The sequence below is a fragment of the Polaromonas sp. genome (assembly GCF_010365105.1).
Classification (GTDB): domain Bacteria; phylum Pseudomonadota; class Gammaproteobacteria; order Burkholderiales; family Burkholderiaceae_C; genus Polaromonas.
The window spans coordinates 22,830-47,430 of sequence record NZ_JAAFGZ010000006.1; the positions used below are offsets into that span (position 1 = coordinate 22,830).

Below are 24,601 nucleotides of genomic sequence, written 5' to 3' on the forward strand. Positions count from 1 at the left end.
GCATGAGAATCCTGGTGGTTGAAGACGACACGGGCATTGCCCTGGGCCTGAAGTCCAGCTTGCAGCAGCGGGGCTATGCGGTCGATGTGTGCGGCACGCTGCGCAGCGCCTGGGCAGCCCTGCGCAGCGAAGCGTTCGACCTGGTGCTGCTGGACCTGGGCCTGCCCGATGGCGATGGCAGCCAGCTGGTGCAGCGCATCCGGCAGGCGCCCGCAGCCGCAGGCGGCCTGCCCGACACCCTGACGCCAATCCTGATCATGACCGCCCGCGACCAGGTCGCCGACCGCATCCTCGTGCTGAACCTGGGCGCCGACGACTACCTGGTCAAGCCGTTTGACCTGGACGAGCTGGAAGCCCGCATGCGCGCGTTGCTGCGCCGGGCCGGGGGGCGCGCCCATCCACTGCTGGTGCATGGCGACCTGGTGGTCGACCCGGCCGCCCACACCGTGCTGCGCGCCGGCCAGCCGCTGGAACTGACGCCGCGCGAGTTTGCCCTGCTGCTGCTGCTGCTCGAATCGCGCGGCCGTGTGCTGTCGCGCCAGCAGCTGGAGGCACGGCTTTACAGCTGGCAGGATGCCGTGGGCAGCAATGCGGTCGAAGTGCATGTGCATCATCTGCGCCGCAAGATCGGGGAAAGCGTGATCCAGACGCTGCGTGGCGTCGGCTATTTCATTCCCCGGGAAGACCCGCCATGACGCCCCCTGCAGGCCGCCAGGCCTCGCTGACGCGCCGCCTGGTGCTGGGCGTGCTGGCGGCGCTGCTGCTGGTGTGGGCCGGATTTTTCGCCGTCGGACACCGCACCGGCATCCATGAGGCCGACGAACTGACCGATGGCCAGCTGGCGGGAACGGCGGCGCTGTTGCTGACGCTGGACCTGCCGCCCTTCATGGCAAGTTCCCTGGAGCCGAATCGCCAGGCCAACCTCAACATGGTCCGGCCGGCGCTGGACAGCCTGAAACACCACGACTACCAGTTTTCCCTGAGCGTGGTGGTGCGCGACGCGGCCGGCCATCTGCTGGCACGCTCGGGCGAGGCGCCGGTGCCTGACTTTGTCCCGCGTGACGGGTTTGCCGACCTGCTGCTTGGAACCCCGGCAAGCGCCTGGCGCAGTTTTTCCCAATGGGATGCCACGCACAGCCGGCAGGTGGTGGTGCTGGTTAAGTTCGAGGAACGCGAGGCACTGGCCGAGGATGTGGCTGCCCAGCTCGCCGAACCCGTTCTGTGGCTCCTGCCGGTGGTGGCGCTGGCGCTGGGCGCGGCTATTTTGCGGGGCCTGCGGCCACTGCAGGCGCTCTCGCGCGATGTGGAAGCGCTGGAGGTGGACAAGACGGCCCGCCTGCAGGCCCGCCACCCCTACCGCGAATTCAACTCGGTGGTGCGCTCCATCAACCGGCTGCTGGGCCAGCAGCAGGCGGCACTGGAGCGGGAACGGCAGCTGGCCAGTGAAATTGCGCACGAGCTGCGCACCCCGCTGTCGTCGATTGCCCTGCAGGCCGCATCGCTTCGCGGTGCCTTGCCGGCCCCGGCGCAAGCCGCAGCCTTGCAGCAGATCAGCACCGATGCGCTGCGCGCAGGCCATGTCATCAGCCAGCTGCTCGCGCTGGCGCGCACCGGCCAGGCCGGCATGCAGCAGGCGCTGGTGCCGCTGGACCTGGCCGTACTCGCGCGGGAAGTCGTGGCCGGTTATGCGCAGACGGCCTGGCAAAGCGGCCACCGGCTGAGCGTCCAGGGGGATGAACACCAGACCGTGCTGGCGCATCCCCTGCTGCTGGAGCTGGCCTTGCGCAACCTGATCGACAACGCCCTGCAGCACACCGCCCGCGGCACTGCTGTGTGCGTGCAATGGGGAAACGATGCGGGCCGCGCCTGGCTGCAGGTCTGCGATGACGGCCAGGGCGGCCACGACGCGCCGGCCGCCACCCCGGCCTCTATTGATCGACTGGGTCTGGGGCACAAGATCGTGGGCCGGGTGATGGACATTCATGGCGGCAGCTTCGCGCAACACATGGCAGCGGTGCCGTTCAACCGGTGTTATCGCCTTTGTTTCCCGGCGGTTTCATGACCTAACGGACTATTGGCAGACAGTAGAATGAAGGTTAAGGTTACCTTGCGGTTACCGTCAGCCAGCGTGGCATCGCCAGTTGCGCTACCCGCCCACGCACACCACCGTTTTCTTCAGCTTTTCAACTTTTCAGGGGACTCTCAATCATGGCACTCGTTTCGATGCGCGAACTGCTGGACCATGCCGCAGCCAATGGCTACGGCATCCCGGCTTTCAACGTCAACAACCTGGAGCAGGTCCAGGCCGTGATGGCCGCTGCCGACGAGGTTGGTGCGCCTGTCATCCTGCAGGCCAGCGCAGGCGCGCGCAAGTACGCCGGCGAAGCCTTCATCAAGCACCTGATCCTGGCGGCGGTCGAGGCCTATCCGCATATTCCGCTGGTGATGCACCAGGACCACGGCCAGAGCCCGGCGATCTGCCAGGGCGCCATCGAGCTGGGTTTCAGCTCGGTGATGATGGACGGCAGTCTGGAAGCCGACGGCAAGACCATCGCCAGCTTCGAGTACAACGTCGAAGTCACGCGCAAGGTGGTCGAAATGGCGCACGCCACCGGCGTGTCGGTCGAAGGCGAGCTTGGCTGCCTCGGCAGCCTGGAAACCATGCAGGGCGACAAGGAAGACGGCCACGGCACCGACGCCGTCATGACGCATGACCAACTGCTGACCGACCCCGAGGAAGCCGCCGAGTTCGTCAAGCGTACCCAGCTGGACGCGCTGGCGATTGCCATCGGCACCAGCCACGGCGCCTACAAGTTCACGCGCAAGCCCACCGGCGACATTCTGGCGATCGAGCGCGTGAAGGAAATCCACCGCCGCATTCCCAACACCCATCTGGTGATGCACGGCTCGTCGAGCGTGCCGCAGGATCTGCTGGCGCAGATCAACCAGTACGGCGGCCACATGAAGGAAACCTACGGCGTGCCGGTCGAGGAAATCCAGAAGGCGATCCAGTTCGGCGTGCGCAAGATCAACATCGACACCGACATCCGTCTGGCCATGACCGGCGCGGTGCGCAAGTTCCTGGCCGAGAACCCCGAGAAGTTTGATGCCCGGGAATGGCTCAAGCCTGCCCGTGAAGCCGCCAAGGCGATCTGCAAGCAGCGCTACATCGAGTTCGGCTGCGAAGGCCAGGCCGCCGGCATCAAGGGCCGCAGCCTCTCTAGCGTCGCCGGCGAGTACGCCAAGGGCGAACTGGCGCAAGTCGTTCATTAACCCGGCGCCTGCGCCCCTCGCTTCGCCGGATTGGCGATAATTCAAAGCCCGTGCCCGACCCGCGTCGCACGGGCTTTTTCATTTTTCCAACCTGCAGACCCGCATGACCACCACGACCCCCGCACTTCATACCTCGGCCCTGACTTCCTTGCCCCTGCTGGCACGCGGCAAGGTGCGCGACAACTATGCCGTGGGCAAGGACCGGCTGCTGATGGTGGCCAGCGACCGCCTGAGCGCCTTTGACGTGATCCTCGGTGAGCCGATTCCCGGCAAGGGCGCGCTGCTGACGCAAATGGCACTGTTCTGGTTCGACAAGCTGGGCGACATCTGCCCCAACCACCTGACCGGCGAGGCGCCTGAAAGCGTGGTGACGGCAGCTGAAATCCCGCAGGTCGTGGGCCGCTCGATGCTGGTCAAGCGCCTCAAACCCATTCCGGTGGAAGCGGTGGTGCGCGGCTACCTGGCCGGCAGCGGCTGGGCCGAATACCAGCAGAGCCAGTCGGTCTGTGGCGTGCCACTGCCCGCAGGCCTTAAAAACGCCAGCAAGCTGCCCGAACCCATCTTCACACCCGCCGCCAAGGCCGAGGCCGGCGAGCACGACGAAAACATCAGCTACGAGCAGGTCGTGACCATCGTCGGCCCCGAACTCGCCGCGCAGATCAAGCAACTCAGCATCGCGATTTATGAAACCGCCGCCGCCTTCGCGCTGACCAAGGGCATCATCATTGCCGACACCAAGTTCGAGTTCGGCCTCGACGACAACGGCACGCTGACGCTGATGGACGAGGTGCTGACGCCCGATTCGTCGCGCTACTGGCCCATAGAGGGTTACGAAGCCGCCTTTGCTGCGGGCGAGAATCCACCGAGCTACGACAAGCAGTTCGTGCGCGACTGGCTGGAAGCCGTGCGCATCAACGGGAAGCCGTGGGACAAGACCCCGCCATCGCCGCACCTGCCGCCCGACGTGATTGCCAAGACCGCCGCCAAGTACCAGGAGGCGATGGCGCGGCTGACGGCTTAAGGTTTGAAGACTTCAAAGATTTGTGCCACACTTGTGTCACAAATTAACCTGCAAGGAAAGTCTCATGTCCACCACGACCTTACGGATTGAAAACGCATTGCGCGAGCGGATCGTCCGGCTGGCGAAAGCTTTTGACCAGACGCCACACAACTTCATGCTCGAAGCGCTGGCGCAAAAAGCGGATGAGGCCGAGTGGAAGCTGGACATGCAGCGTGAAGCCCGGCAACGCGACATGGCCTTGATGGCCGGCGAGCCAGGCGTTGAATGGCATGAAATGCGCACGTACTTGCGTGGACGCCTGAGCGATGCAGCCGCCATGCCTGAATCCACGCCGCAGTCACAGTGAGCCGGATTGTTCTGGCCGCGCAAGTCAGGGCCGACTTCGACCGGATTTTCGATTTTCTTTTTGAGTACGCGCCTGATTCCGCCGCGACGCGCATCGAAGCCATCATTGCCGCTATCGATATTCTGCAAACCAGCCCATTGATCGGTCGGCCCATGGCCTTCGGCCAGCGTGAACTGGTGATTGCTACCGGCAGCAGTGGCTACCTGGCGCTTTACCGTTACGACCCGACGCTGGACACAGCGTTTGTGCTGGCAGTGCGCAGCCAGCGCGAGCACGGCTACAAAAAAGGATGATGCTGCGCACGGCACAACGGAAAGAGCCGTTTTATGAAAAATATGCTTGCAGCGCACACTGGATAAGCCCGAGAAGCTACTGATTCAATAGCAAAAAAGCCCCGCTACGAAAAACGCAGCGGGGCTTTTTTAATGGAAATCGCACAAACCGCCAACGGTCTGCACGCCTTCTGGCTTGCGCTTAATTGCCGCGATAGGTCGAGAAGCCGTAAGGGCTCAGCAGCAGCGGGATGTGGTAATGCGGCACCGTACCGTCCACCGCAAAAATCACCGGCACTTCAGGGAAGAACGTCGTCATCTTGTGCTGGGTAAACCAGTCGCCCGTCTTGAAGGTGACGCGGTAGTTGCCCTTTTCCAGTGTCTTGCCTTCCGGGTACAGCGCCGGAATGCGGCCCTGCTCGTTGGTCGTGCCGCTGTTCAATTCGGTCCAGTTCTTGCCGTCCTGCTTTTCCAGCAGCACTTTGACGCCGGGCGAAGGCAGGCCGTCTTGCAGGTTCAGCACGTGAACGCTCAGCGGGTTGGTGGCGGCAAAAGCGATGGCTGAAGCGCCGCACAGGGCAATGCCGGCGCACAGGGATTTGAAAGTCATCATGGGTAAGTTTCCTTTTTGGGTGGAGTTACGGGTTACGGATTAAAAATTCGACAGGCGGCCGGCTCAAGATGCGGGCGGCAGCACTTGGGCAATCGCTTTGAGCGCGCAGCCTTCGTCCTGCGCTGCGCCGCCCGAGCCGCCGACGCCGATGGCGCCAATCACGTCCTTGCCCACGGTCAGCGGCACGCCGCCACCAATCAGCAGCAGCGAATCGACGGTGTTGAGGTTTTGTGATTCGGGGTTGGCACGGGCGTTGGTAGCCAGCAGGCGCGTCGCCGTCTTGGTCGAGAGTGCTGTGAAGGCCTTGCGCTGTGCGGCTTCGGTGTTGTGGGGACCGACGCTGTCGTCGCGCTGCACGGCGATCAGGTTGCCGCCCCGGTCGACCACCACGGCCACCGCCGAGCGGCCGTCGGCGTGGCAGGCGGCCAGCGTGGCGTTGATCAGTTCATTGGCCATGGCCAGCGAGACGTTTTCCTGCTTCAACGTAACGGCCGGAGCAGCCCAGGCGCTGGACGCGGCGGCGGCGCACAGTGCCAGGGTGCTGAGGGCCAGCGCGGCGGCACGGGGGATAAGTTGCATCGGGTTTCCTTGGGGTCAATTCAGGGGCGCTTGTTGAAGCGAAGGCCTTGATGATGCGTCGCCAACCCCGTCAAAACGATGGCCCACAGATGACAACTTTGTCATGTACGCACGCGCCGTTTGCGTTTAGTCTTGTCTGCAAGGAGACGACGCATGCGCATACTGGTGGTGGAAGACGAGGTCAAGGCGGCAGACTATTTGCGCAAGGGGCTGGGCGAGTCGGGCTATTTGGTCGAAGTGGCGCACAACGGGCTGGACGGCCAGTTCCTTGCGCAGGAAAGCGAGTTTGACCTGATCATTCTGGACGTGATGCTGCCCGGCATTGACGGCTGGCAACTGCTGCAAATCATTCGCCGCAAGAGTCAGGTGCCGGTGCTGTTCCTGACGGCGCGCGACGCGGTGCAGGACCGCGTCAAGGGGCTGGAGCTGGGTGCCGACGACTACCTGGTCAAGCCGTTTTCGTACGCCGAACTGCTGGCGCGTGTGCGCACGCTGCTGCGCCGTGGCCCGCCGCGCGAGGCCGAGCATTTCCAGGTGGCCGATTTGCAGCTCGACGTGCTGCGCCGGCGCGTGTCGCGCGGCGCCGAACGCATCGTGCTGACGAACAAGGAATTCGCATTGCTGCAGCTGTTGATGGAGCGTAGCGGCGAGGTGCTGTCGCGGGCGCAGATAGCGTCTCAGGTGTGGCAGATGAACTTTGACAGCGACACCAACGTGGTCGATGTGGCGATTCGCCGACTGCGCGCCAAGGTCGATGACCCGTTCAGCCCGAAGCTGATCCACACCGTTCGCGGCATGGGCTACACGCTCGAAGCCCCCGAGGCATGAAGCAACGGATGACGGCGCTGTGGCCGCGCGCCCTCAGCCTGCGGCTGGCGCTGATGTTCGCGCTGGCCAGCGTGCTGCTGCTCGGCGCGCTGGGGCTGTACCTGTACCAGTCGCTGGAGCGCGAGATTGCCTGGCGCGACGATATTTCACTGGTCGGCCGCGTCGAGCGCATGGGCGTCTTGATTGGCGACAGCGACAGCATTGACGCGCTGCGCCAGCGCCCGCAGCTCTACGCCAACATGCTTGGCAACCGCGATGATCTGCTGTGGGTACTGGACGGCACCGGCCAGCCGCTCATCGAGATCAACCCGGCACGTTTGCCGGTGCCCGCACTGCCGCCGGGGCCGGGCGTGCAGTTGCAGGATGGCGTGGGCGCGCCGTCGCGCCTGGCCTGGCTGCATGTACGCCAGGACGGCCGCGATCTGACGCTGATTGCCGGCAAGCTGCTGGCCGAACGCAGCCAGATGCTCGCCGCCTACCGTCTGAAACTGTGGCTGGCACTGGGTGCCGGGGCGCTGCTGGCGTTTTTGCTCGGCTGGGCGGTCAGTCTGCGCGGCCTGCGTCCGGTGCGCATGCTGGCGGCGCGCGCGGCGGCTATTGACGTGCAGCACCTGCACCTGCGCCTCGACGCCGCGCAGCAAATCAGCGAACTGCAACAGCTCAGCGGCGCGCTGAACCAGATGCTGGCGCGGCTGGAGGACGGCTTTGGCCGGCTGTCGCGCTTTTCCGAAGATTTGGCGCATGAAATGCGCACGCCGCTCAACAACCTGATGGGCCAGACCCAGCTCGCGCTGCAAAAAAACCGCAGCACCGAGGACTACCAGGCGCTGCTGGCGTCCAGCCAGGAAGAGTACGAGCGGCTGGCGCGAATGATCGACAACATGCTGTTTCTGGCGCGTGCCGAGCAGCCCGACGCCGTGCTGCACCGCCAACCCATCGCATTGCACGATGCGACGGCGCAGCTGTGCGATTATTTTGAAGGCATGGCCGAGGAGCGCGGCATCGTGCTGGTCAATGAAGCCGATGGCGCGTTGTCCGCCGACCCGCAGTTGCTGCGCCGGGCACTGGCGAATTTGCTGGCCAACGCGCTGCGCTACGGCAGCGCCGACAGCCCGGTGCGTATCGCCAGCCAGCGGCACGGCGGCTGGGTGGACATCAGCGTGACCAACCAGGGCGAGCCGATAGCGCCCGAACACCTGCCGCGCCTGTTTGACCGCTTTTACCGCTGCGACCCGTCGCGCGCCGAGCCGGGCGACTCGGGCGGTCTGGGGCTGGCCATCGTGCGCTCCATCATGCAGCTGCACGGCGGCGCGGTGCGGGTCGAAAGCAGCGCCGCCGGGACCTGCTTTACCTTGCGCTTTCCGGTGCTGGTCTGAGGGCGGCCTGGCTGTAGCGCGCCATGTCACAGCCCGCTAACACCACCAACGGTCCGTCCTGCTTAAAAATAAGCGTTTCGCTCATTAACCCCAAGGAGACAGACATGGCGGCCAAGAAGATTCTGATGATTTGCGGCGACTACTGCGAAGACTACGAGACCATGGTGCCGTTTCAGGCGCTGCTGGCCGTCGGGCACACGGTGCATGCCGTGTGTCCCGACAAGAAAGCCGGCGACCAGATCAAGACGGCGATCCACGACTTTGAAGGCGCCCAGACCTACAGCGAAAAGCCGGGGCACAACTTCTCGCTCAACGCCACGTTTGCCGACATCCACGTGGAAAGCTACGACGCGCTGGTGTTGCCGGGCGGTCGTGGCCCCGAGTACCTGCGCAGCTATCCGGCAGTTGTCGCCATGGTGAAACATTTTTTTGACACCAACAAGCCTGTCGCTGCCGTCTGCCACGCCGCGCAACTGCTGGCGGGCGCCGATGTGCTGAAAGGGCGCACCTGCTCGGCCTACCCGGCCTGCCGCTTCGAGGTCGAGCGCGCCGGCGGCACCTATGCCGACATTGCCATTGATGCCGCGCATACCGAGGGCAATCTGGTGTCGGCACCGGCCTGGCCGGCCCATCCGGCATGGATTGCCCAGTTTCTGGTGCTGCTGGGGACGAAGATCACGCATTGACACCCCGCCAGCGGGCGCTGCATGATTCCGGGAGCCTGACCGACCCCCGGAAAACGTAAAACTGCTGGAGACAAATAATGTGCGAGGTCTTTATTAGCGCCGACCCGGCGCTCTACGCAAGCCGTATCCGTTCGGTGCGCCTGCATGGCGTGGCGACCAGCATCCGGCTGGAAAACCTGTTCTGGAATGTGCTGGCCGACATTGCCGGGCGCGACGGTATGAGCGTGCCCCAACTGTGTACCCGGCTGCATGACGAACTGGTGGCCGAGCGCGAGGGCATCGACAATTTCGCCTCGTTCCTGCGGGTGTGCTGTGGCCGCTATCTGGCGCTGCAGCTTTCGGGTGGCATTCCGCGTGACGCCTCCATTCCCATCGGCAGCCTGAACGCCAGGCAGGTGCTGGCGACCGAGCGGCGTTCGCTGGCGGCGCAGGGTGCGCGGCTCTGCGAAGTGCCGCGCACGTTGGCAGCCTAGCTCAGCACCACGCTGCTCAGGCGCCGGCGGTACGTGGCCACCGTGGCGTCTTCCGGCGGAATCTGGCCGTCGGCGACCTTGGGCTTGGGCGTTTCCATGATGTCCAGGATGGCGATGTAGGTCTTGCGCGCCAGGCCGTCGTTCCACGCCTTGTCGCGCATCAGGATTTCGAGCAACTCGTCGAGCGCATCGGTCCAGCGCTGGTCGGCCATCAGCCAGCGGGCCTGGTCGAAGCGGGTGTCGAAATCACGCTTGTTGGCGGCTATTTTTTCATCAAATGTGGCTTGCGCGCTTGCTGCATCGGCATGAGCAGCTACAAAATCAAGAGCATCCATCCAGCGTTTCAGGGAATCGAAGCGGCGCACCGTTCCGGTCTGGGCAATCACCGGCGCAAATGCCACCTTGGCATCGTCGTCGCGGCCCCGGCTCAGCAGCTGCTTGACATAGTCGAAGCGGGCGGATTCATTGGTCGGGTCGGCGGCGACGGCGCTTTGCAGCCGTTCGAGCACGGCTTCCGGCGCGTTGTCCAGCACCACTTCCTCTTCGGGCGGCGCTTCTTCCGGGGCGGGCGGCAGGTGCTTGTCCAGGAATTCCTTGATCTTGCCTTCAGTCAGCGCACCGGTAAACCCGTCCACCGGCTGGCCGTTCACCACCAGGATGCAGGTCGGAACGCTGCGAATGCCAAACGCCTCGCCCAGTTGCTGCTCCTGGTCCGAGTCGATCTTGACCAGCTTGAAGCGGCCTTCGTAGGCGATTTCAACCTTCTCAAGAATCGGTCCCAGCGACTTGCAAGGGCCGCACCACGGCGCCCAGAAGTCCACCAGCACGGGTGTGGTCGTGGAAGCCTCAATGACTTCCTGCTGAAAATTGGCAATGGTGACGTCGATCATGGTGTTGGGCAACTAAAGGTTGGAATAAGGGGGTTCAAGCCAGCGCCCTGGCGCCCTGAAAGGGAAGGGCAGTCATCGGTTCTGGCAGCAGGCATGACGATAGCATGCAAGCCGCAGCCAGCGGTTGCGCCGGGGCATGGCTTGGTTAGCTACCCCAGACCTTAAAATCACGCCTTATCGGCCCACAGCCTTCCAGCGACCTCAGCACTTCAATCCTTATGACGACAACCAACAATTCCGCAGCGCCCCTGGTCGGCGTGGTGATGGGTTCCAGCAGCGACTGGGACACGATGCAGCACGCGGTGCAAATCCTGCAACACTTTGGCGTGGCGCATGACGCGCGCGTGGTGTCGGCGCACCGCATGCCCGACGATTTGTTTGCCTATGCGGAAGCTGCCGCCGGACGTGGCCTGCAGGCGATCATTGCCGGTGCCGGCGGCGCGGCGCATTTGCCCGGCATGCTGGCCGCCAAGACCATCGTGCCGGTGCTCGGCGTGCCCGTCGCCAGCAAGCATTTGCAAGGTGTCGATTCATTGCACAGCATCGTGCAAATGCCCAAAGGCATTCCGGTCGCGACGTTTGCCATCGGCAACGCCGGCGCAGCCAATGCAGCGCTGTTTGCCGTCGCCATGCTCGCCCTGCACGACAAAACGATGGCCGACAAGCTGCAGGCGTTCCGCGCTGAACAAACTGAAGCCGCCCGCGCCATGACGCTGCCACCGGTATGACTACGTTGCCAATTTTCCCCGGCACGGTCGACGAAACCGGCCGCCCTGCCACGCTGGGCGTGATGGGTGGCGGCCAGCTGGGCCGCATGTTCGTGCATGCTGCGCAGCGCATGGGCTACTTCACGGCGGTGCTTGACCCGGACCCGCACAGCCCGGCCGGCCGCGTCAGCCACCACCATGTCCAGACCGCCTATTCCGATGTGCCGGGGCTGTCGCAACTGGCCGGGCTGTGCGACGCCATCACCACGGAGTTTGAAAACGTGCCGGCCAGCGCGCTGCAAGCCCTGGCTGCGGCCCGTCCGGTCGCACCGGGTGCAGCGGCGGTGGCCATTGCACAAGACCGGATTCAGGAAAAGTCCCATTTCATGGCCTCTGCCGGTGTGGCGGACGTGCGCTGCGCGCCTTATGCGGTCATTGAAACGCAGGAGCAACTTCAGGCCGTGCCCGACGACCTGTTGCCAGGCATCCTGAAAACCGCACGCATGGGCTACGACGGCAAAGGCCAGCTGCGCGTCAAGACGGCGGCTGAACTGGCGGCGGCTTGGGCCGAACTGGGGCAGGTGGCCTGCGTGCTGGAGAAAATGCTGCCTTTGAGCGCCGAATGCTCGGTGATCGTGGCGCGTGGCTGGGACGGCGCCATCGTGGCGTTTCCGCCGCAGTGCAACCTGCATGTCGATGGCATTCTGGCCGTGACCGAGGTTTATGAAGGAAATATGCCTTTTGCGCTTTCTGCACGGGCACAAGAAGCTACTAAATCAATAGCAAACCACATCGGCTATGTCGGCGTGCTGTGCGTCGAATTCTTCGTGATTGACGACGGCAGCGCAGACGGCGCGCTGATCGTCAACGAGATGGCACCGCGCCCGCACAACAGCGGCCACTACACGATGGACGCCTGCGACGTGTCGCAGTTCGACTTGCAGGTGCATGCGATGGCCGGCTTGCCGCTGCCCGTGCCGCGCCAGCATTCACCGGCCATCATGCTCAATTTGCTCGGCGATGTGTGGTTTGACGCCACCGGCCAGGCGCGCACGCCCGACTGGCAAGCCGTGCTGGCGCTGCCCGGCGCGCATTTGCACCTGTACGGCAAAACCGAGGCCCGGCCGGGCCGCAAGATGGGCCACCTGACCATCACCGGCGCTGACGTGGCCGGCGTGAAAGCCACCGCCCGCCAAGCCGCCGCGATCTTGGGCCTGCCGGGTTTTGAAGGCGACGAATGATTCTGCCCGGCACCGACCCGCAAGCGATTGACGACGCAGCCCGCCGCATCCAGGCCGGCGGGCTGGTCGGCTTTCCGACCGAAACCGTCTACGGGCTGGGGGCTGATGCGTCCAGCGACACCGCTGTCGCCGGCATTTTTGCCGCCAAGGGCCGACCCGCCAACCATCCCTTGATTGTTCATGTGGCCGATGCGGCGCAGGTCAATGATTACGCCAGCAGCGTGCCGCCCTTTGCCGCGCGGCTGATGCAGGCGTTCTGGCCCGGCCCGCTGACGGTGATCCTCCCGCGCCGCGACGGTGTGGCGGCGGCGGCAGCAGGCGGACAAAACTCCATCGGCCTGCGTTGCCCCGCGCATCCGGTGGCGCTGGCTTTTTTAAAGGCGTGCAACACCGGCGTCGCCGGCCCCAGCGCCAACCGCTTTGGCCGCGTCAGCCCGACCACCGCTGAACATGTGGCCGGCGAGTTTGGCGACGACCTGCTGGTGCTGGACGGCGGGCCGTGCGCGGTCGGTATCGAGTCCAGCATCGTCGATTGCACACGCGGCCAGCCCGTGCTGCTGCGTCCCGGCGTGCTGACCCGCGCGCAACTCGAAGCCGCCTGCGGCCAGCCGGTGCTGGACAAGGACGCTGTGCAGGCCATCGGCAGCGCCCCGCGCGCATCCGGCACGCTGGAGTCGCACTACGCGCCCAACGCCAAGGTGCGGCTGATGGACGCCAGCGCCATGCAAACCGCGCTCGATCTGCTGGGCGCAGACGCGGCCCACATCGCCGTCTATGCCCGTACGATTTTGCGCATCCAGTCCCCGAACGTGATTTACCGCCGCATGCCCGACGACGCGCTGGCCACCGCGCAGCAGCTGTTTTCGGTGCTGCGCAGTTTTGATGCGCAGGGCGTGCGGCTGATCTGGGTGGAAACCTTGCCCCTTGACACCGAATGGGACGGCGTGCGCGACCGGCTGGGGCGGGCTGCGGCGAGTTGAGGCGAGTTGAGGGTTTGGGCAGTTCTGGTGGTCAGACAGCCGGGGGCCAGTTGATTTGCACCTTGCGGTTATTGGCAAGACAGTCACGCAAATACAGGTTGATAAGACTCTGGTACGGCACCCCAGCCTCATCGGCCATGCCCTTGAAGTACGCCACAACGTCTTCAGACAGCCGCATGGTGACAGGCTTTTTCAACTTTGAAGCGTATGGGTTTTTGCGCGACTTCAGTGTCGCGAGATCGTATTCTGCTTTCATGGCTGGTTACCCCGGTAAAACGCGCTTTCACGCTGGGTGGCTTTGCGAGCCGAAATGATGCGAATCACCGCGCCGTGTCCACGCTCGCAATGACAGACGATGAGCAACTTGGCCCCGGAACTCATGCCCAGCAGCAAAAATCGCTCTTCATCGGAGGAGTGTTATTCATCAAAGAACTGAACGGCAAATTCGTCGTGGAAGGCTGATTTGGCTTCCTCGAAAGAAACTCGATGCTTCTTAAGGTTTTCTGAAGCTTTAGGCAAGTCCCATTCGAACGTAATCATCAATACATTGTATGTACGGCTGTGAACGTGTCAAGTTGAGTAAATAGGAAGCTTTTGAACGTACAGCCAATCGCCTGCGGATGAGCGCCGTCGCAGCACTGCAGCGAGCAAGAAGTGAACGTCACGATAGCTAGCAAAGGGTGAACGCAACTTAATGGGTATGCCCACCAGCGGCGGGCCGTGCGCGGTCGGCATCGAATCCAGCATCCTCGATTGCACACGCGGCCAGCCCGTGTTGCTGCGCCCCGGCGTGCTGACCCGCGCACAACTCGAAGCCGCCTGCGGCCAGCCGGTGCTGGACAAGGACGCTGTGCAGGTAATCGGCAACACGCCGCGCGCATCTAGCACGCTGGAATCGCACTACGCGCCCAAAGCCAAGGTGCGGCTGATGGACGCCAGTGCCATGCAAACCGCGCTTGACCTGCTGGGCGCAGACGCGGCGCACATCGCCGTTTATGCCCGCACGATTTTGCGCATCCAGTCCCCGAACGTGCTTTACCGCCGCATGCCCGACGACGCGCTGGCGACCGCGCAACAGCTGTTTTCGGTGCTACGCAGTTTTGACGCGCAGGGGGTACGGCTGATCTGAGTGGAAACCTTGCCCGTTGATATCGAATGGGACGGCGTGTGCGACCGACTGGGACGGGCGGCGGCGAGTTGAGGGGGTTGGGTGGCTTTGAGGTGACTAGTGGGTTACGGCCAGTTGCGGGCGCACATCAGTGACGGGTTTGAAGCAGGCAAAATTCACCATCCAATCTACCTTGTTGATGTCCACTAGATCGGAGAATCTTTTTGTTACTATTCTTTGCTGCCCGTCGATAGACATGTATGAGAATTTTCGGAAGGCGAGGCTACGAGGAACAGCAATGAAACGTCGCGGATCTTGGATGGGCTGTGATAGCTGACTTGCCTTGATTGACGAACGTCTCCGGCGGTTCAATAGACAGAATAATCGACATGGGGACTTGAGCATGGCAGAGGGTTCCACCGATCAGTACGCCGCAGGCGAGCAAGGCTTGGGATACATCTATCAGCCTCGTTTCGGTCTGCTGAAGCTTTTACAGCTGCCGGAGAGTACGTCGATCCTGATTGAAAAGGATGATGACCTTGATTTCATCGACAAGGACGGCGTCAAAACTCTTGCCTCGCTCAAACACAAGGGTGTCGGCGATCGCCTGACGGACCTATCCACAGACTTCTGGAAGTCGGTCCGAATCTGGATTGCACGCTACAACCGTGACGGCCGTAGCGAGGCCAGCCTTCGGTTTTTTCTGTTTTCAACAGGCACTGTTTCAAGCACGTCGTTCTTGCGACGCTTCCTACTTGAGCAGCCTGCGTACGACGACGAAGTCAAGTCGCTGTCCCAACTCACAGCCGATGTTCTGGCCAAAACAGAGTCGAAACTTATCGGCCCAATCGCCGAAGAGTTCCACAAATTCAATGACCACGAAAAAGAGGATTTTCTCTCGCGTATCGTAATTTTTGATGGCGGATCGCGCATCGAAGATGTGCCGTCAATCATCAAAGATCAACACATGCGCGGCATCCATCGTGACAACCGGAACGCCATCTTTGAGCGTCTCGAAGGTTGGTGGAATGACACCATCGTCAATCTGCTGGTCAGAAAGCGCACCGAGCCAATCTTCGGGTACGAGGTCTCAGACAAGCTATCCGCGTTTGCCGAGGAGTACAGGTCAGATAACCTTCCCGTCACATTCAGAGGGAAAGTACCGGAGGGAGAGATCGACGTAGATAACGATCCTCGACTTTTTGTTGCGCAACTGCGAGAAATTGGTATTGCCTCCAACCGTATCCGCAACGCCATCCTGGATTACTACCGGGCTTTCGAGCAGCGATCTTCCTGGGCTCGCGAGAGCCTCCTGATTTCGGGGGAAATGGAAGAGTACGAAGACCGCCTTGTCGATGAATGGAGCCGGTACCGCGACTTGGTGTTCGAAGAACTCGATAAAGAAAGCGCCGATGCGGTTCTTCTGGACGCAGGCAAAGCACTGTATCGCTGGGTTGACATCGAGAGTGGCAACAGCAGCACGCTTCGCATCAGGGAGCGCGTGACCGAACCCTACGTGATCCGTGGCGGATTTCATATTCTTGCCAACAGCCGGCCGCTTCCAAGGGTCTACTGGCACCCTCGCTTCCTTGATCGTGTCGGTCAGGTGTTGGGGGCTGCGGAATGAAACGATGGGATCAACGGCCATTCGAAGTTAGAAATCTTTTCAATCCCGCCTTCTGCGGCCTTGTGCTGTTCAGAGCATTGCTGGGCTATGAGGAAGAGAACCCGGATGGCATGCCGTTTTCTCTCGCGCTGCTCGTATTGCCACTGTGTCTGCAGAAAGACGCTCGTCAAGTGATCGCGGGAAACTCTCGCAGCTATCTGCTCAAGATCGTCGAGAAAAATCCTCAGTTACTGGTCGGCTTCGCCGAGCGGACCAGCGACATGTTGCCATTCGCACTGGAGGCTTTCGGCTTGCTGATGGAGCGGGGATGTTTTGTCGTATCGCAGGATGGCCGGTTGAAAACAGTATCGAGCCGGGTTCGCAAGTCGGTGACAGGGACCGACGAATCGGTTTCCTGTCAGCGTGTGGCACGCATCGTTGGAAAAGAATTTGCCCGCATCGCAGACCGCGTGACGGTGTACACGACCTTTGGAATACGCCCATGAAGATTAAGTCAATTCATATCTACAGCCACGACGGCCAGCGCCGAGATCTTCAGTTTAAGGTGGATGGCCTGAACGTCATCACCGGGCGCTCCTCCACCGGAAAATCAGCACTCTCTGAGATTGTTGAATACTGTATGGGGCGCTCGACCTTCAATGTCCCCGAAGGCATCATTCGCGACAAAGTGGCCTGGTTCGCTGTGATCTATCAGTTCCCCCAGGAACAGGTTCTGATCGCGAAGCCCACGCCAACTGCTGGGGGGACGAGTTGCAGCACCGCCATGCAGCGACGGGGACGTCAGCTTACAGCCCCGGACTTCAAGGATCTGGTGGTCAATACCGATGACGATGGGGTGGTTGCAATGCTGTCACGATTGCTAGGCATTCCTGAAAATCGAACCGATGTCGCGATCGAGCACAGCCGAGAGAGCTACGAAGCAAACGTCAAACACACCTACTATTACCTGTTCCAGAAACAAGGAATTGTCGCCAATAAGGATCAGCTCTTCTATCGTCAGAATGAAGGGTTTCAGCCACAGGCGATCCGCGATACGCTGCCGATACTTCTTGGAATTTCCTCAAGCGATCGGTATGAACTGGAAGTTAAGCTGCGCGCTGCCCAGCGAGAACTGAAGCTCAACGCCAAGCTACTGGAGCAAGCCCGCGACGCCATAGATACGTCCCAGCAAAAGGGGATCGGTCTTTTCTCGGAGGCCAAGACGGTCGGCATCATTGGGCTGGAGAACCAAGAAGCTGGGGCTGATGGTGTGATCAACGCCTTGCGCACTGCCTTGGAATGGAAGCCAGCCTCGGTTCCTGATGACGACGGTTACCGGATATCTCGGCTCGAAGAAGAGATTGGTCAGCTACGCAAGGATCGACGTGCGGTTCAGTCCAAGATTGATGCCGCCCGCCAGTTTTCGAAGCAGGCCGGCGGTTTTGAGAGTGAGGCGATGGAGCAGAAAGATCGGCTCGCTTCCATCAAAGCTCTTCCCAAGAACCCTGAGACGGGTGAATGGCAATGGCCATTCTGCGAAGCGAATCTGGCGTTGGAGTCCCCTGTCGCGCAAATGCTTCTCAACGAGTTGACGACACTCGACGCGGAGATGAGCATCGTGGTCGGGCAACGTCCGAAGCTCGAGGCTTACCTGACCGAACAGGATGACAAGGTGAGAGAAGTTGTAGCCGCAATCAAGAGCAAGGAAGCCGAGCTTTCAGCGGCGATCGCGGCGAATGAAGTTATTGCGCAAATGGGGACGCGCAACAATGCGGCTGCACGGGTCGTAGGTCGCGTTAGCTTGTTTTTAGAGAATCTTGTCCCCAATGCGGAACTCGCCTCGCGCGAGGCAGAGCAACGCCGTCTGAAGTTCAAGGTAGAGGAGTTGGAGAAGCGGGTTGGGGCCGACGATAGCCACGACCGACTGGTCTCCATCCTTAACAACATTTCGGCGCAGGTGTCACGTTACATACAGACCTTCGAAGCGGAGTTCAGCGCCTTCCCGGCGCGGCTCGATCTGAACCATCTCACCATCGTCTTTGATCGTCCAGATCGTCCGGTACCAATGAGTCGAACTGGCGGAGGTGAGAATCATCTGGCGTATCACCTCTCTGCATTGTTGGCTCTGCATCTCTTCGCCGCGAAGAACAACAGGCCGATTCCTCAGTTTCTGCTCATTGACCAGCCAACCCAGGTTTATTTTCCGTCGGAGAAGATCTATCAGGAAGCGGACGGATCTGTTCAGAAAACGGAAGCGGACGCCGATGTGGCGGCGGTGCGCCGGTTATTCGAACTATTGCTGAAATTCACGCAGAATGATGTCCCGGGCTTTCAACTCATCGTGACCGAACACGCGAACCTTCGAGAACAATGGTTCCAGGATGCTTTGGTTGAGCAGCCTTGGACGAAGCCTCCAGCACTGGTACCGGAAGACTGGCCTTTGCTACCACTGTCATCGTCGTGACCAGAAGTAGGAAGAGGCAGGACAACCAAGATTCCGAACTCTGTCATCGGTGCCGTTTTTCTGTTCGCGCCGAACACTACTACAGCCATTCGCCACTGAACTCCCTGTTTATGGAGAGTGGCGTGCCGGGAATCGTGCCCGAAGGAAACTGCGAAACGAAGTGCAGCAGTTGGCTTCGACGCCGCAACGCTGATTCCAGCGTCGATCCCATGCAAGTGCTCGGCCAGATCATCCAGAAGTTCACGGACCTAGAGCCCGACGACTGTAATCAAAAGATTGGCCTCGGACAAGAGCGCATCCGAGCCAGCTTCGCCCAGAACCAGTTAACCCATCATATGAACGGGTTCATCACTCTGGCAGGGGTGAACTCGGCTGCAATGTCACTCGCTGATTTTTCAAAGCTGGCAACTTTTCGTCTATCGAAACAGAGTTCGAACGTGCCATCTCGCAATTTGATCGCGATCCGTACGCAGCGATCACGACAGCCTGTGCCATCCTTGAAGCGCTGTGCAAGACGTACATCGGCGTAAATCGATTGGAAATGCCAACGAAAAAGGCAATTGGCCCACTCTGAAAAGCCATGCAGTAGTATCTTGGTCACAACATTGAGCATACCTTGCAGGACGATCAGAAAAAGATTTTGCAAGGCTTGGCGCCAATCGTTGACGGCGTTGACGGCGTTGACGACGTTGGCGCATATCGCACTCACATAGGGTCAGTGCACGGGCGCGGAATTAAGCCGCCGCAGATTGTGGCATCTGAGGCCAAGCTCAGGCTGGCAGTCCATGCATCGCACACGGTTGTGATTTTCGTCATGGAGCGCTGGCTGGGCGTGCAACCCATAGACTGCTCCGAATCTCTCACCATTCGTTCTCGTATTCGTAATCCCCAAGCTTGATATTTGCCGCCACTGCGCCGCACGAACTCACGGCGAAGAGCAGTAGATCCTTATACGATCGCACCGGTCGAAGCTGCTTTTCAGCTGTTGATTTTTTCGCTTTCTGGTTCATCCCCGAGTGGCCGCTACCAGTAAGCCAACCAAGGATAGTTGAAGACCGCTTTGGGTAGTAAACGGACGTTCACGAAAAAAGGTACAAAAAGGCGAGTCTCAAGCTCAAGGCGAGCCCTTGAAATGCACATCTGTAATCAACACAACTCTTGTGACGTAGTAGGCGCAGACAGATTTTAGATATGGCGAGATTTTTTTTAAAGTGCTTTGGGGCTTGTAGTGCGATAGTCATTCAGCGACAGGCCACAGCGCCGCACAGCCCTGCGGGCGTATCAAGTTCCATCACACGGCAGCTTTCAAGCCTTTCCGCCAGCGCCGGACTCCACTCTTGCAGCGCCAGCCCCAGACATTTAAGACCGGCCTCCAGACGCGTCCATTCACGAGCAAATGCCAGCGGTTGCTCAGACTCGGGCTGGCCCGCAATCCGGCGAATGGCCTGCGGACAAAGGTAGTCATGCGCCACGGCTTGCCAGTCAAAGGCGGGCGCGATGCGCAGGATGTCCACGCCCACCGGGCCGTTGTGGCGCAGGGCGGCTACCGACAAGCCCGCTTCGTGGCTCACGGACAGGCCGATGTTTTTACCGTGAACGGGATGTTCAACGCGCAAGGGCTGGCCGGGAATGGATTGCAAGACAACCGATTCGGGTGCGCAGCCCAGTTGCAGGCTCAGCACTTCGCGCAGTGCGTCGCGCATTTGCGCGCGGGCCGCTTCGCGCAGGGTGCTGTCGGGTGTGACGACGCTGATTACCAGCAACTCTGCCGCCCTGCCGGAACCTGCCGAACCCAGCAACCCGGAACCTTTGCCAGCGCTGGCGGCCAGCAAGGCGCGGGAGGCAGGCCAGGAATGCACAGCGATCAATTTTTCAGGACTTTTAAGTCCCAAACTTTCCAGCCTTTCCAGCCCTCGCAGTCTTTCCAGCATCTTCCGCCCCGCAGCCTCTACCCCAACCGCCTCAAACCCGCGCCGGTGCCGCCGGGCAACCGCGCCAGGCCGTTGCCGCTGGAATGAATTCGCCCTTCATCACCAGCGTCAGCGCGCCCAGTTTGGCGTTGTCGCCCACCACGGCGCTGTACAGCACGGCGCTGCGTGGCCCCATGTAGACGCGGCTTCCGATGGTGACGTGGTCGATCTTCATGATGCGGTCTTCGAACAGGTGGGTTTGCGGGCAGGCCAGGGCGTTGAGTTCGCTGTAGTCGCCAATCGTCACGCAGTCGAATTCGGTGATGTCGGTGGTGTCCAGGTACACGCCCCGGCCCATGCGGCTGCCCAGCAGGTTGAACGCGACCGGCAACCACGGCGTGCCGCGCAGGTAGCGCATGAAGTTCGGCACGGCAATGCCTTCGTACAGGTTGGTCACGGCTTCGGACAGCCAGACAAACGGCGTCCACATCGGCACGCTGCATTTTTGGTAGCGGCGCAGCAGCAGCCACTTGAGCGCCGCCACGAAAACGAAGGTGCCGATGCCATACGCCAAGCCGGCCAGGGTCAGGTCGGCTACCACTTCGCCCCAGCGCCCGTCGGCGGCCAGTGGCATCACGTCGAGCACCACGGTGTAGCCGACGGCGATGACAAACGCATGCGGCGCGACGATGCGAAACGCTTCCACCGTGCCGCGTCCGATGCGGCGCAACACTGATGGCCGGAACGTCAGGTGTTCGGCAAACCCGCGCACCTCTTCACGCGCCGGCAGGTTGATGGGCGGCGAGCCTAACCATGTGTCGCCGTTGCGCATCGCATCGTTGCCCGGCACGGTCGAATGCACGCCGATCAGCACGTTTTCCGGCAGCGTCGTGCCATCAGGGATATACGCGCCGTTGCCGACAAAGCTGCGCCGCGAAATCACCGTCGGCTTCATCGTCATCCAGCCGCCGTCGATCTTTTCGTCGCCCAGCATCACCGCGTCGGCAATGAAGGTGTCTTCGCCCAGCGTCAGCATGTCGGGCACCAGGCCGAGTGCGGTCGATATCTCTGCGCCCCGGCCCACTTTGGCACCCAGCAGCCGGTACCAGAACGGCGCATACACCGTGGCATACACGCCATGCAGCACGCTCAAGCTGCATTCCTGAATCTGGTTGACCAGCCATTTGGCGCAGTATTTGTTGCTGTGCACCGGCCAGCTGCCGGGTTTCATGCGCGGCAGCACGCCCCAGCGAATCGCCGCCGACAGCAGGGCGGTCAACACGATCAGCACCGCCGTGGCCGGGAAGGCCAGCACGAAATACTTGGCCAGCTGAAACGGAATCTCGATGTTCGGCACCGGCCCGAAATTCTCGGAGTTGTCGATCCAGTCGATCAGCATGAAACTGGGAAACACCGGCAAAAAGAACAGCGTCGTGATCAGCAGCGCGCCACACAGAAAGTACACCGCTTCGGTGGCCAGACGGACTCCGGAAACCGGCGGCCGCGCCGGGTTGGACGCCGGATCGAACGCGCCGACATCGCGCGCCGGCGAGCCGCTCCAGGTGCGCCCGGCCGGCACCGTCATGCCGTCGCTCAGCGCGGTTTGCCCTTCCAGGTGGCCGAAAGCGCCAACTGCCGTATTGCCCTCCAGAATGGCATACGAACCGACACCGGCATCCGCGCCGATGGCGATGGCGCCCAGGCGCAACTCGCCGTGTTCGACGCGCGCATTCTCGAAATTGACCGCATTGCCGATGCTTACCCCGTCGCCAATCACCAGGAGGTCGGGCGCGCGCAGGGTGATCGAACCGATCATCACGTCACGCCCGATTTGTGCGCCCAGGGCACGCAGCCACCACGCATACAGCGACGAGCCGCTGAGCATGTATGTCGGCGCCGACTCGATCAGCCGGTCAGCCAGCCACCAGCGGTAATACGTCAGGCCCCACAGTGGATAGCGGCCCGGCCTCAAGCGACCGGCGATCAGCCACTTACCGGCAATCGCCAGCGCGAAGCCCAGCAGCGTGGCAATCAAATAGGCGCCCGTCGCGGCGGCAATCGCCAGCACCAGCGAATCGCCTGCATCGCCGGTGAAGAAGTGGTAGGCAAAGAAGGGCGCCAGCCACTGGCTCATGTGCAGCGTCACCAGCGCCGGGATGGCGGCCGCCTGGGCGGTGCCGCAGCGCCAGCGCTTCCAGGCAGACGGCGGCGTCCAGCGGGTATCGACCGGCGGCGGTGCGTCATGCGCCTGCGCCAGCCCCTCGGCAATGCTCCCGACGGTGCGGCGCTGGTAGATGTCGCGCACCGTCACATGCGCAAAACGCGCATCGGCCCGCAGCGCCGACGCCAGTCGGGCGGCAAACAGCGAATGGCCACCCAGGTCGGAAAAGAAGTCGGCGCTGCGGCGAATCGCTTGGCCAGGAAACAGCTTCGACAAAGCGGCGAACAGTGCTTCTTCAGCGGGGCTTTCGGGTGTGTCGGAATCGGCCGCATCGCGTGCCACCAGCGCCAGCGGACGCGCTTTCAAGTCCTTGCGGTCAATCTTGCCGGAGGTCAGGCGCGGCATCTGTTGCAGCATTTCAAAGTGGCCGGGCACCATGTACGGTGGCAACACGGCGCTGAGTGCAGCGCGCAGCACGGTGTTTGAAAGTGCCTGGCCGCTTTCCGCAACGAGGAATGCGATCAGCTGGTCGATGCCGTCCTCGGGGCGCAGCACCACGGCGACCGTGCCCACCCCAGCTTGCTGGGCCAACACGGCTTCGATTTCACCCAGTTCAACGCGGAAGCCGCGAATCTTCACCTGGTCGTCGGTGCGGCCCAGGCATTGCACGCAGCCGTCCGGGTCGATGCGGGCCAGGTCGCCGGTGCGGTAGAGACGGGTTTGTTCGGCGCTGCTGGCCCACGGGTTGACCAGGAATTTCTCGGCGCTCAGGTCGGCGCGGCCCAGATAACCAGCCGCCACGCCCGGGCCGGTGATGCACAGCTCGCCAACGTCGCCGCGTGGCAGCAGCTTCAAGCCGCTTTCGACGTCCGTGCTGATGACCAGCAAGCCGTAATTGGGCAGCGGCCGGCCAATGGTTACCGGCTCGCCCGGATGCAATTCGGCCAGGCTGGCTGACACCGTTGCTTCGGTCGGGCCGTAGGTGTTGAACACCCGGCGTCCCGGCTTTGCCCAGCGCGCCACCAGCGCTTGCGGGCACATTTCGCCGCCGAGGTTGATCAGCCGCAGGCCCGGCACGTCCTGGTTGAACAGCGCCAGCAGCGTCGGCACGGCGTGCAGCACGGTGATGCGGTTTTCTTCCAGCGCACGCGGCAGCGCTTCGGGGTCGGATGCCACCTCCTTGGGCGCAATCCACAGCGTGGCACCGGCCAGATAGCTGATCCAGATTTCCTCGAACGACATGTCAAAGGCGACTGAAAAGCCTTGGTAAACGCGGTCGCTGTCTTTGATGCCGAGCAGGGCGTTTTCGCTGCGCAGGAAGTGGCAGATGTTTTGCTGGCTGATTTCAATACCCTTGGGCTTGCCGGTCGAGCCCGAGGTATAGATGACATACGCCGGATCGGACGGCATTGCGCCCTGACGTCGAAGCAACGGCGTCGTGTCCGGGGCTGAAAGCGCTTCGGCCGTCCACACCGCGCGACCGAAATCTGCCAGACGCGGCGCGAAGCTGGCGCAGCTGACGATGCCCGGCGCGTTCGCATCGTCCAGGCACACGGCAATGCGTTCGACCGGCGTGTCCGCATCAAACGGCAGCCAGGCGGCGCCGGTCTTGGCAATGGCCGCCTGCATCACCAATAAATCGATGCCACGCGGCAGCCACAAGCCGACGATCTGCCCGGGCCGCACCCCGGCTTCAATCATGCGGGAGGCCGCTCGATCAGCCTGCGCATCAAGTTCCCGGTAGGTCAGTTGGCGCTCACCGAAGACCAATGCCACGTGGTCCGGAAGGCGTGCGGCCGTGGCCTCCAGCAGGTCGGCAAGCACTTCAGCGCGAATCAGGTCGGGGCGAGGCGGCCCCAGCAATATGCCGGGATGCAGGGCGGGATCGTCGGCGGAAAGAAGGTGAAGGGGCGAAAGGTCGGGGGCGTCGGAAAGTAGGGTCGTGGTCATTGCGGGGCTTGGTAGTGCCCGATTTTGACAGATGAGCTGTGTTTTGAAGGGAGTTTGAGAGGCTCCCGTCGCCTTCATTTCAAGCTGGTCTGGCAGCCCGACCGATTGCCCGAACCG

The 24,601-nt window shown here is 62.1% G+C and carries 24 protein-coding genes and 2 pseudogenes; 18 read left to right on the forward strand and 8 right to left on the reverse strand.

The window, feature by feature from the left end:
• Positions 1-2: 2 nt before the first annotated feature.
• The 6 genes from GZ092_RS05130 (at position 3) to GZ092_RS05155 (ending at position 4,933) form a co-directional block, all read left to right on the forward strand.
• The gene (locus tag GZ092_RS05130) at positions 3-695 is read left to right on the forward strand and encodes a response regulator (protein WP_293635013.1); all 693 of its coding nucleotides are present in this window, start codon (positions 3-5) and stop codon (positions 693-695) included.
• Positions 692-2,062, forward strand: a complete 1,371-nt coding sequence (locus GZ092_RS05135; RefSeq protein WP_293635015.1) for a HAMP domain-containing sensor histidine kinase — start codon at positions 692-694, stop codon at positions 2,060-2,062. The genes GZ092_RS05130 and GZ092_RS05135 overlap by 4 nt, the downstream gene beginning before the upstream one ends.
• 146 nt (positions 2,063-2,208) lie before the next feature.
• On the forward strand, positions 2,209-3,273 hold the full coding sequence (gene fba / locus GZ092_RS05140) for a class II fructose-bisphosphate aldolase (RefSeq protein WP_293635017.1): 1,065 nt from the start codon (positions 2,209-2,211) through the stop codon (positions 3,271-3,273).
• Positions 3,274-3,376: 103 nt separating this feature from the next.
• A complete protein-coding gene (locus tag GZ092_RS05145) occupies positions 3,377-4,294 on the forward strand; it encodes a phosphoribosylaminoimidazolesuccinocarboxamide synthase (RefSeq protein ID WP_293635019.1) in 918 nt (305 codons plus the stop codon).
• 64 nt (positions 4,295-4,358) lie between these two features.
• On the forward strand, positions 4,359-4,640 hold the full coding sequence (locus GZ092_RS05150) for a hypothetical protein (protein WP_293635021.1): 282 nt from the start codon (positions 4,359-4,361) through the stop codon (positions 4,638-4,640).
• The gene (locus GZ092_RS05155) at positions 4,637-4,933 is read left to right on the forward strand and encodes a type II toxin-antitoxin system RelE/ParE family toxin (protein WP_293635023.1); all 297 of its coding nucleotides are present in this window, start codon (positions 4,637-4,639) and stop codon (positions 4,931-4,933) included. Before GZ092_RS05150 ends, GZ092_RS05155 begins: the two co-directional genes overlap by 4 nt.
• 181 nt (positions 4,934-5,114) lie before the next feature.
• On the opposite strand, the gene uraH is transcribed toward GZ092_RS05155, so the two are convergent.
• Both uraH and GZ092_RS05165 read right to left on the reverse strand, forming a co-directional pair.
• Positions 5,115-5,525 (reverse strand): hydroxyisourate hydrolase, encoded by a 411-nt coding sequence (gene uraH / locus GZ092_RS05160; protein WP_293635025.1) that lies wholly within the window; start codon positions 5,523-5,525, stop codon positions 5,115-5,117.
• A gap of 63 nt (positions 5,526-5,588) precedes the next feature.
• Positions 5,589-6,104: a heme-binding protein gene (locus tag GZ092_RS05165; protein ID WP_293635027.1), complete on the reverse strand. Its 516-nt coding sequence runs from the start codon at positions 6,102-6,104 to the stop codon at positions 5,589-5,591.
• Positions 6,105-6,257: 153 nt separating this feature from the next.
• Here GZ092_RS05165 and GZ092_RS05170 point away from each other — a divergent pair, with 153 nt between their 5' ends.
• From GZ092_RS05170 to GZ092_RS05185, 4 genes are all read left to right on the forward strand, one after another.
• Positions 6,258-6,932: a heavy metal response regulator transcription factor gene (locus tag GZ092_RS05170; protein WP_293635029.1), complete on the forward strand. Its 675-nt coding sequence runs from the start codon at positions 6,258-6,260 to the stop codon at positions 6,930-6,932.
• Positions 6,929-8,308, forward strand: a complete 1,380-nt coding sequence (locus GZ092_RS05175; protein WP_293635031.1) for a heavy metal sensor histidine kinase — start codon at positions 6,929-6,931, stop codon at positions 8,306-8,308. The genes GZ092_RS05170 and GZ092_RS05175 overlap by 4 nt, the downstream gene beginning before the upstream one ends.
• A 104-nt stretch (positions 8,309-8,412) precedes the next feature.
• Positions 8,413-8,994, forward strand: a complete 582-nt coding sequence (locus tag GZ092_RS05180; protein WP_293635033.1) for a DJ-1/PfpI family protein — start codon at positions 8,413-8,415, stop codon at positions 8,992-8,994.
• A 77-nt stretch (positions 8,995-9,071) separates the two neighbouring features.
• Positions 9,072-9,467: a ribbon-helix-helix domain-containing protein gene (locus tag GZ092_RS05185; RefSeq protein WP_293635035.1), complete on the forward strand. Its 396-nt coding sequence runs from the start codon at positions 9,072-9,074 to the stop codon at positions 9,465-9,467.
• On the opposite strand, the gene trxA is transcribed toward GZ092_RS05185, so the two are convergent.
• A complete protein-coding gene (gene trxA / locus GZ092_RS05190) occupies positions 9,464-10,357 on the reverse strand; it encodes a thioredoxin (protein ID WP_293635037.1) in 894 nt (297 codons plus the stop codon). The two genes, GZ092_RS05185 and trxA, sit on opposite strands and share 4 nt — an antisense overlap.
• A 218-nt stretch (positions 10,358-10,575) precedes the next feature.
• On the opposite strand from trxA, the gene purE reads away from it, so the two are divergent.
• From purE to GZ092_RS05205, 3 genes are read left to right on the forward strand one after another with little or no spacing between them, the layout of a single operon-like run.
• Positions 10,576-11,085, forward strand: coding sequence for a 5-(carboxyamino)imidazole ribonucleotide mutase (gene purE / locus GZ092_RS05195; protein ID WP_293635039.1), 510 nt, complete (start codon positions 10,576-10,578; stop codon positions 11,083-11,085).
• Entirely contained in the window at positions 11,082-12,305 is a 1,224-nt protein-coding gene (locus GZ092_RS05200) for a 5-(carboxyamino)imidazole ribonucleotide synthase (RefSeq protein WP_293635041.1), read from the forward strand. Before purE ends, GZ092_RS05200 begins: the two co-directional genes overlap by 4 nt.
• On the forward strand, positions 12,302-13,285 hold the full coding sequence (locus GZ092_RS05205; RefSeq protein ID WP_293635043.1) for an L-threonylcarbamoyladenylate synthase: 984 nt from the start codon (positions 12,302-12,304) through the stop codon (positions 13,283-13,285). Before GZ092_RS05200 ends, GZ092_RS05205 begins: the two co-directional genes overlap by 4 nt.
• A gap of 31 nt (positions 13,286-13,316) precedes the next feature.
• Here GZ092_RS05205 and GZ092_RS05210 read toward each other — a convergent pair whose 3' ends face one another.
• Together GZ092_RS05210 and GZ092_RS05215 are read right to left on the reverse strand one after the other, a co-directional pair.
• A complete protein-coding gene (locus GZ092_RS05210) occupies positions 13,317-13,541 on the reverse strand; it encodes a BrnA antitoxin family protein (RefSeq protein ID WP_293635045.1) in 225 nt (74 codons plus the stop codon).
• A pseudogene (locus tag GZ092_RS05215) lies at positions 13,538-13,825 on the reverse strand (BrnT family toxin). The gene GZ092_RS05210 and the pseudogene GZ092_RS05215 overlap by 4 nt, the downstream one beginning before the upstream one ends.
• A gap of 172 nt (positions 13,826-13,997) precedes the next feature.
• Between GZ092_RS05215 and GZ092_RS05220 the strand changes: the two are divergent.
• The 4 genes and pseudogenes from GZ092_RS05220 to GZ092_RS05235 all read left to right on the forward strand — a co-directional run.
• A pseudogene (locus GZ092_RS05220) lies at positions 13,998-14,486 on the forward strand (Sua5 family C-terminal domain-containing protein); the annotation flags it as partial.
• Between the two features lie 310 nt (positions 14,487-14,796).
• Entirely contained in the window at positions 14,797-16,020 is a 1,224-nt protein-coding gene (locus GZ092_RS05225; RefSeq protein ID WP_293635047.1) for an ABC-three component system protein, read from the forward strand.
• A complete protein-coding gene (locus GZ092_RS05230; protein WP_293635049.1) occupies positions 16,017-16,505 on the forward strand; it encodes a three component ABC system middle component in 489 nt (162 codons plus the stop codon). The genes GZ092_RS05225 and GZ092_RS05230 overlap by 4 nt, the downstream gene beginning before the upstream one ends.
• Positions 16,502-18,463 (forward strand): DUF3732 domain-containing protein, encoded by a 1,962-nt coding sequence (locus tag GZ092_RS05235; RefSeq protein WP_293635051.1) that lies wholly within the window; start codon positions 16,502-16,504, stop codon positions 18,461-18,463. The genes GZ092_RS05230 and GZ092_RS05235 overlap by 4 nt, the downstream gene beginning before the upstream one ends.
• A gap of 331 nt (positions 18,464-18,794) precedes the next feature.
• On the opposite strand, the gene GZ092_RS05240 is transcribed toward GZ092_RS05235, so the two are convergent.
• A complete protein-coding gene (locus GZ092_RS05240) occupies positions 18,795-19,172 on the reverse strand; it encodes a hypothetical protein (protein WP_293635053.1) in 378 nt (125 codons plus the stop codon).
• Here GZ092_RS05240 and GZ092_RS21215 point away from each other — a divergent pair.
• Positions 19,113-19,361, forward strand: a complete 249-nt coding sequence (locus GZ092_RS21215; protein WP_363254298.1) for a hypothetical protein — start codon at positions 19,113-19,115, stop codon at positions 19,359-19,361. The two genes, GZ092_RS05240 and GZ092_RS21215, sit on opposite strands and share 60 nt — an antisense overlap.
• 343 nt (positions 19,362-19,704) lie before the next feature.
• Here GZ092_RS21215 and GZ092_RS05245 read toward each other — a convergent pair whose 3' ends face one another.
• On the reverse strand, positions 19,705-20,322 hold the full coding sequence (locus tag GZ092_RS05245) for a 4'-phosphopantetheinyl transferase superfamily protein (protein WP_293635055.1): 618 nt from the start codon (positions 20,320-20,322) through the stop codon (positions 19,705-19,707).
• A 103-nt stretch (positions 20,323-20,425) separates the two neighbouring features.
• Positions 20,426-24,484, reverse strand: coding sequence for a Pls/PosA family non-ribosomal peptide synthetase (locus GZ092_RS05250; protein WP_293635057.1), 4,059 nt, complete (start codon positions 24,482-24,484; stop codon positions 20,426-20,428).
• Positions 24,485-24,601: the final 117 nt, after the last annotated feature.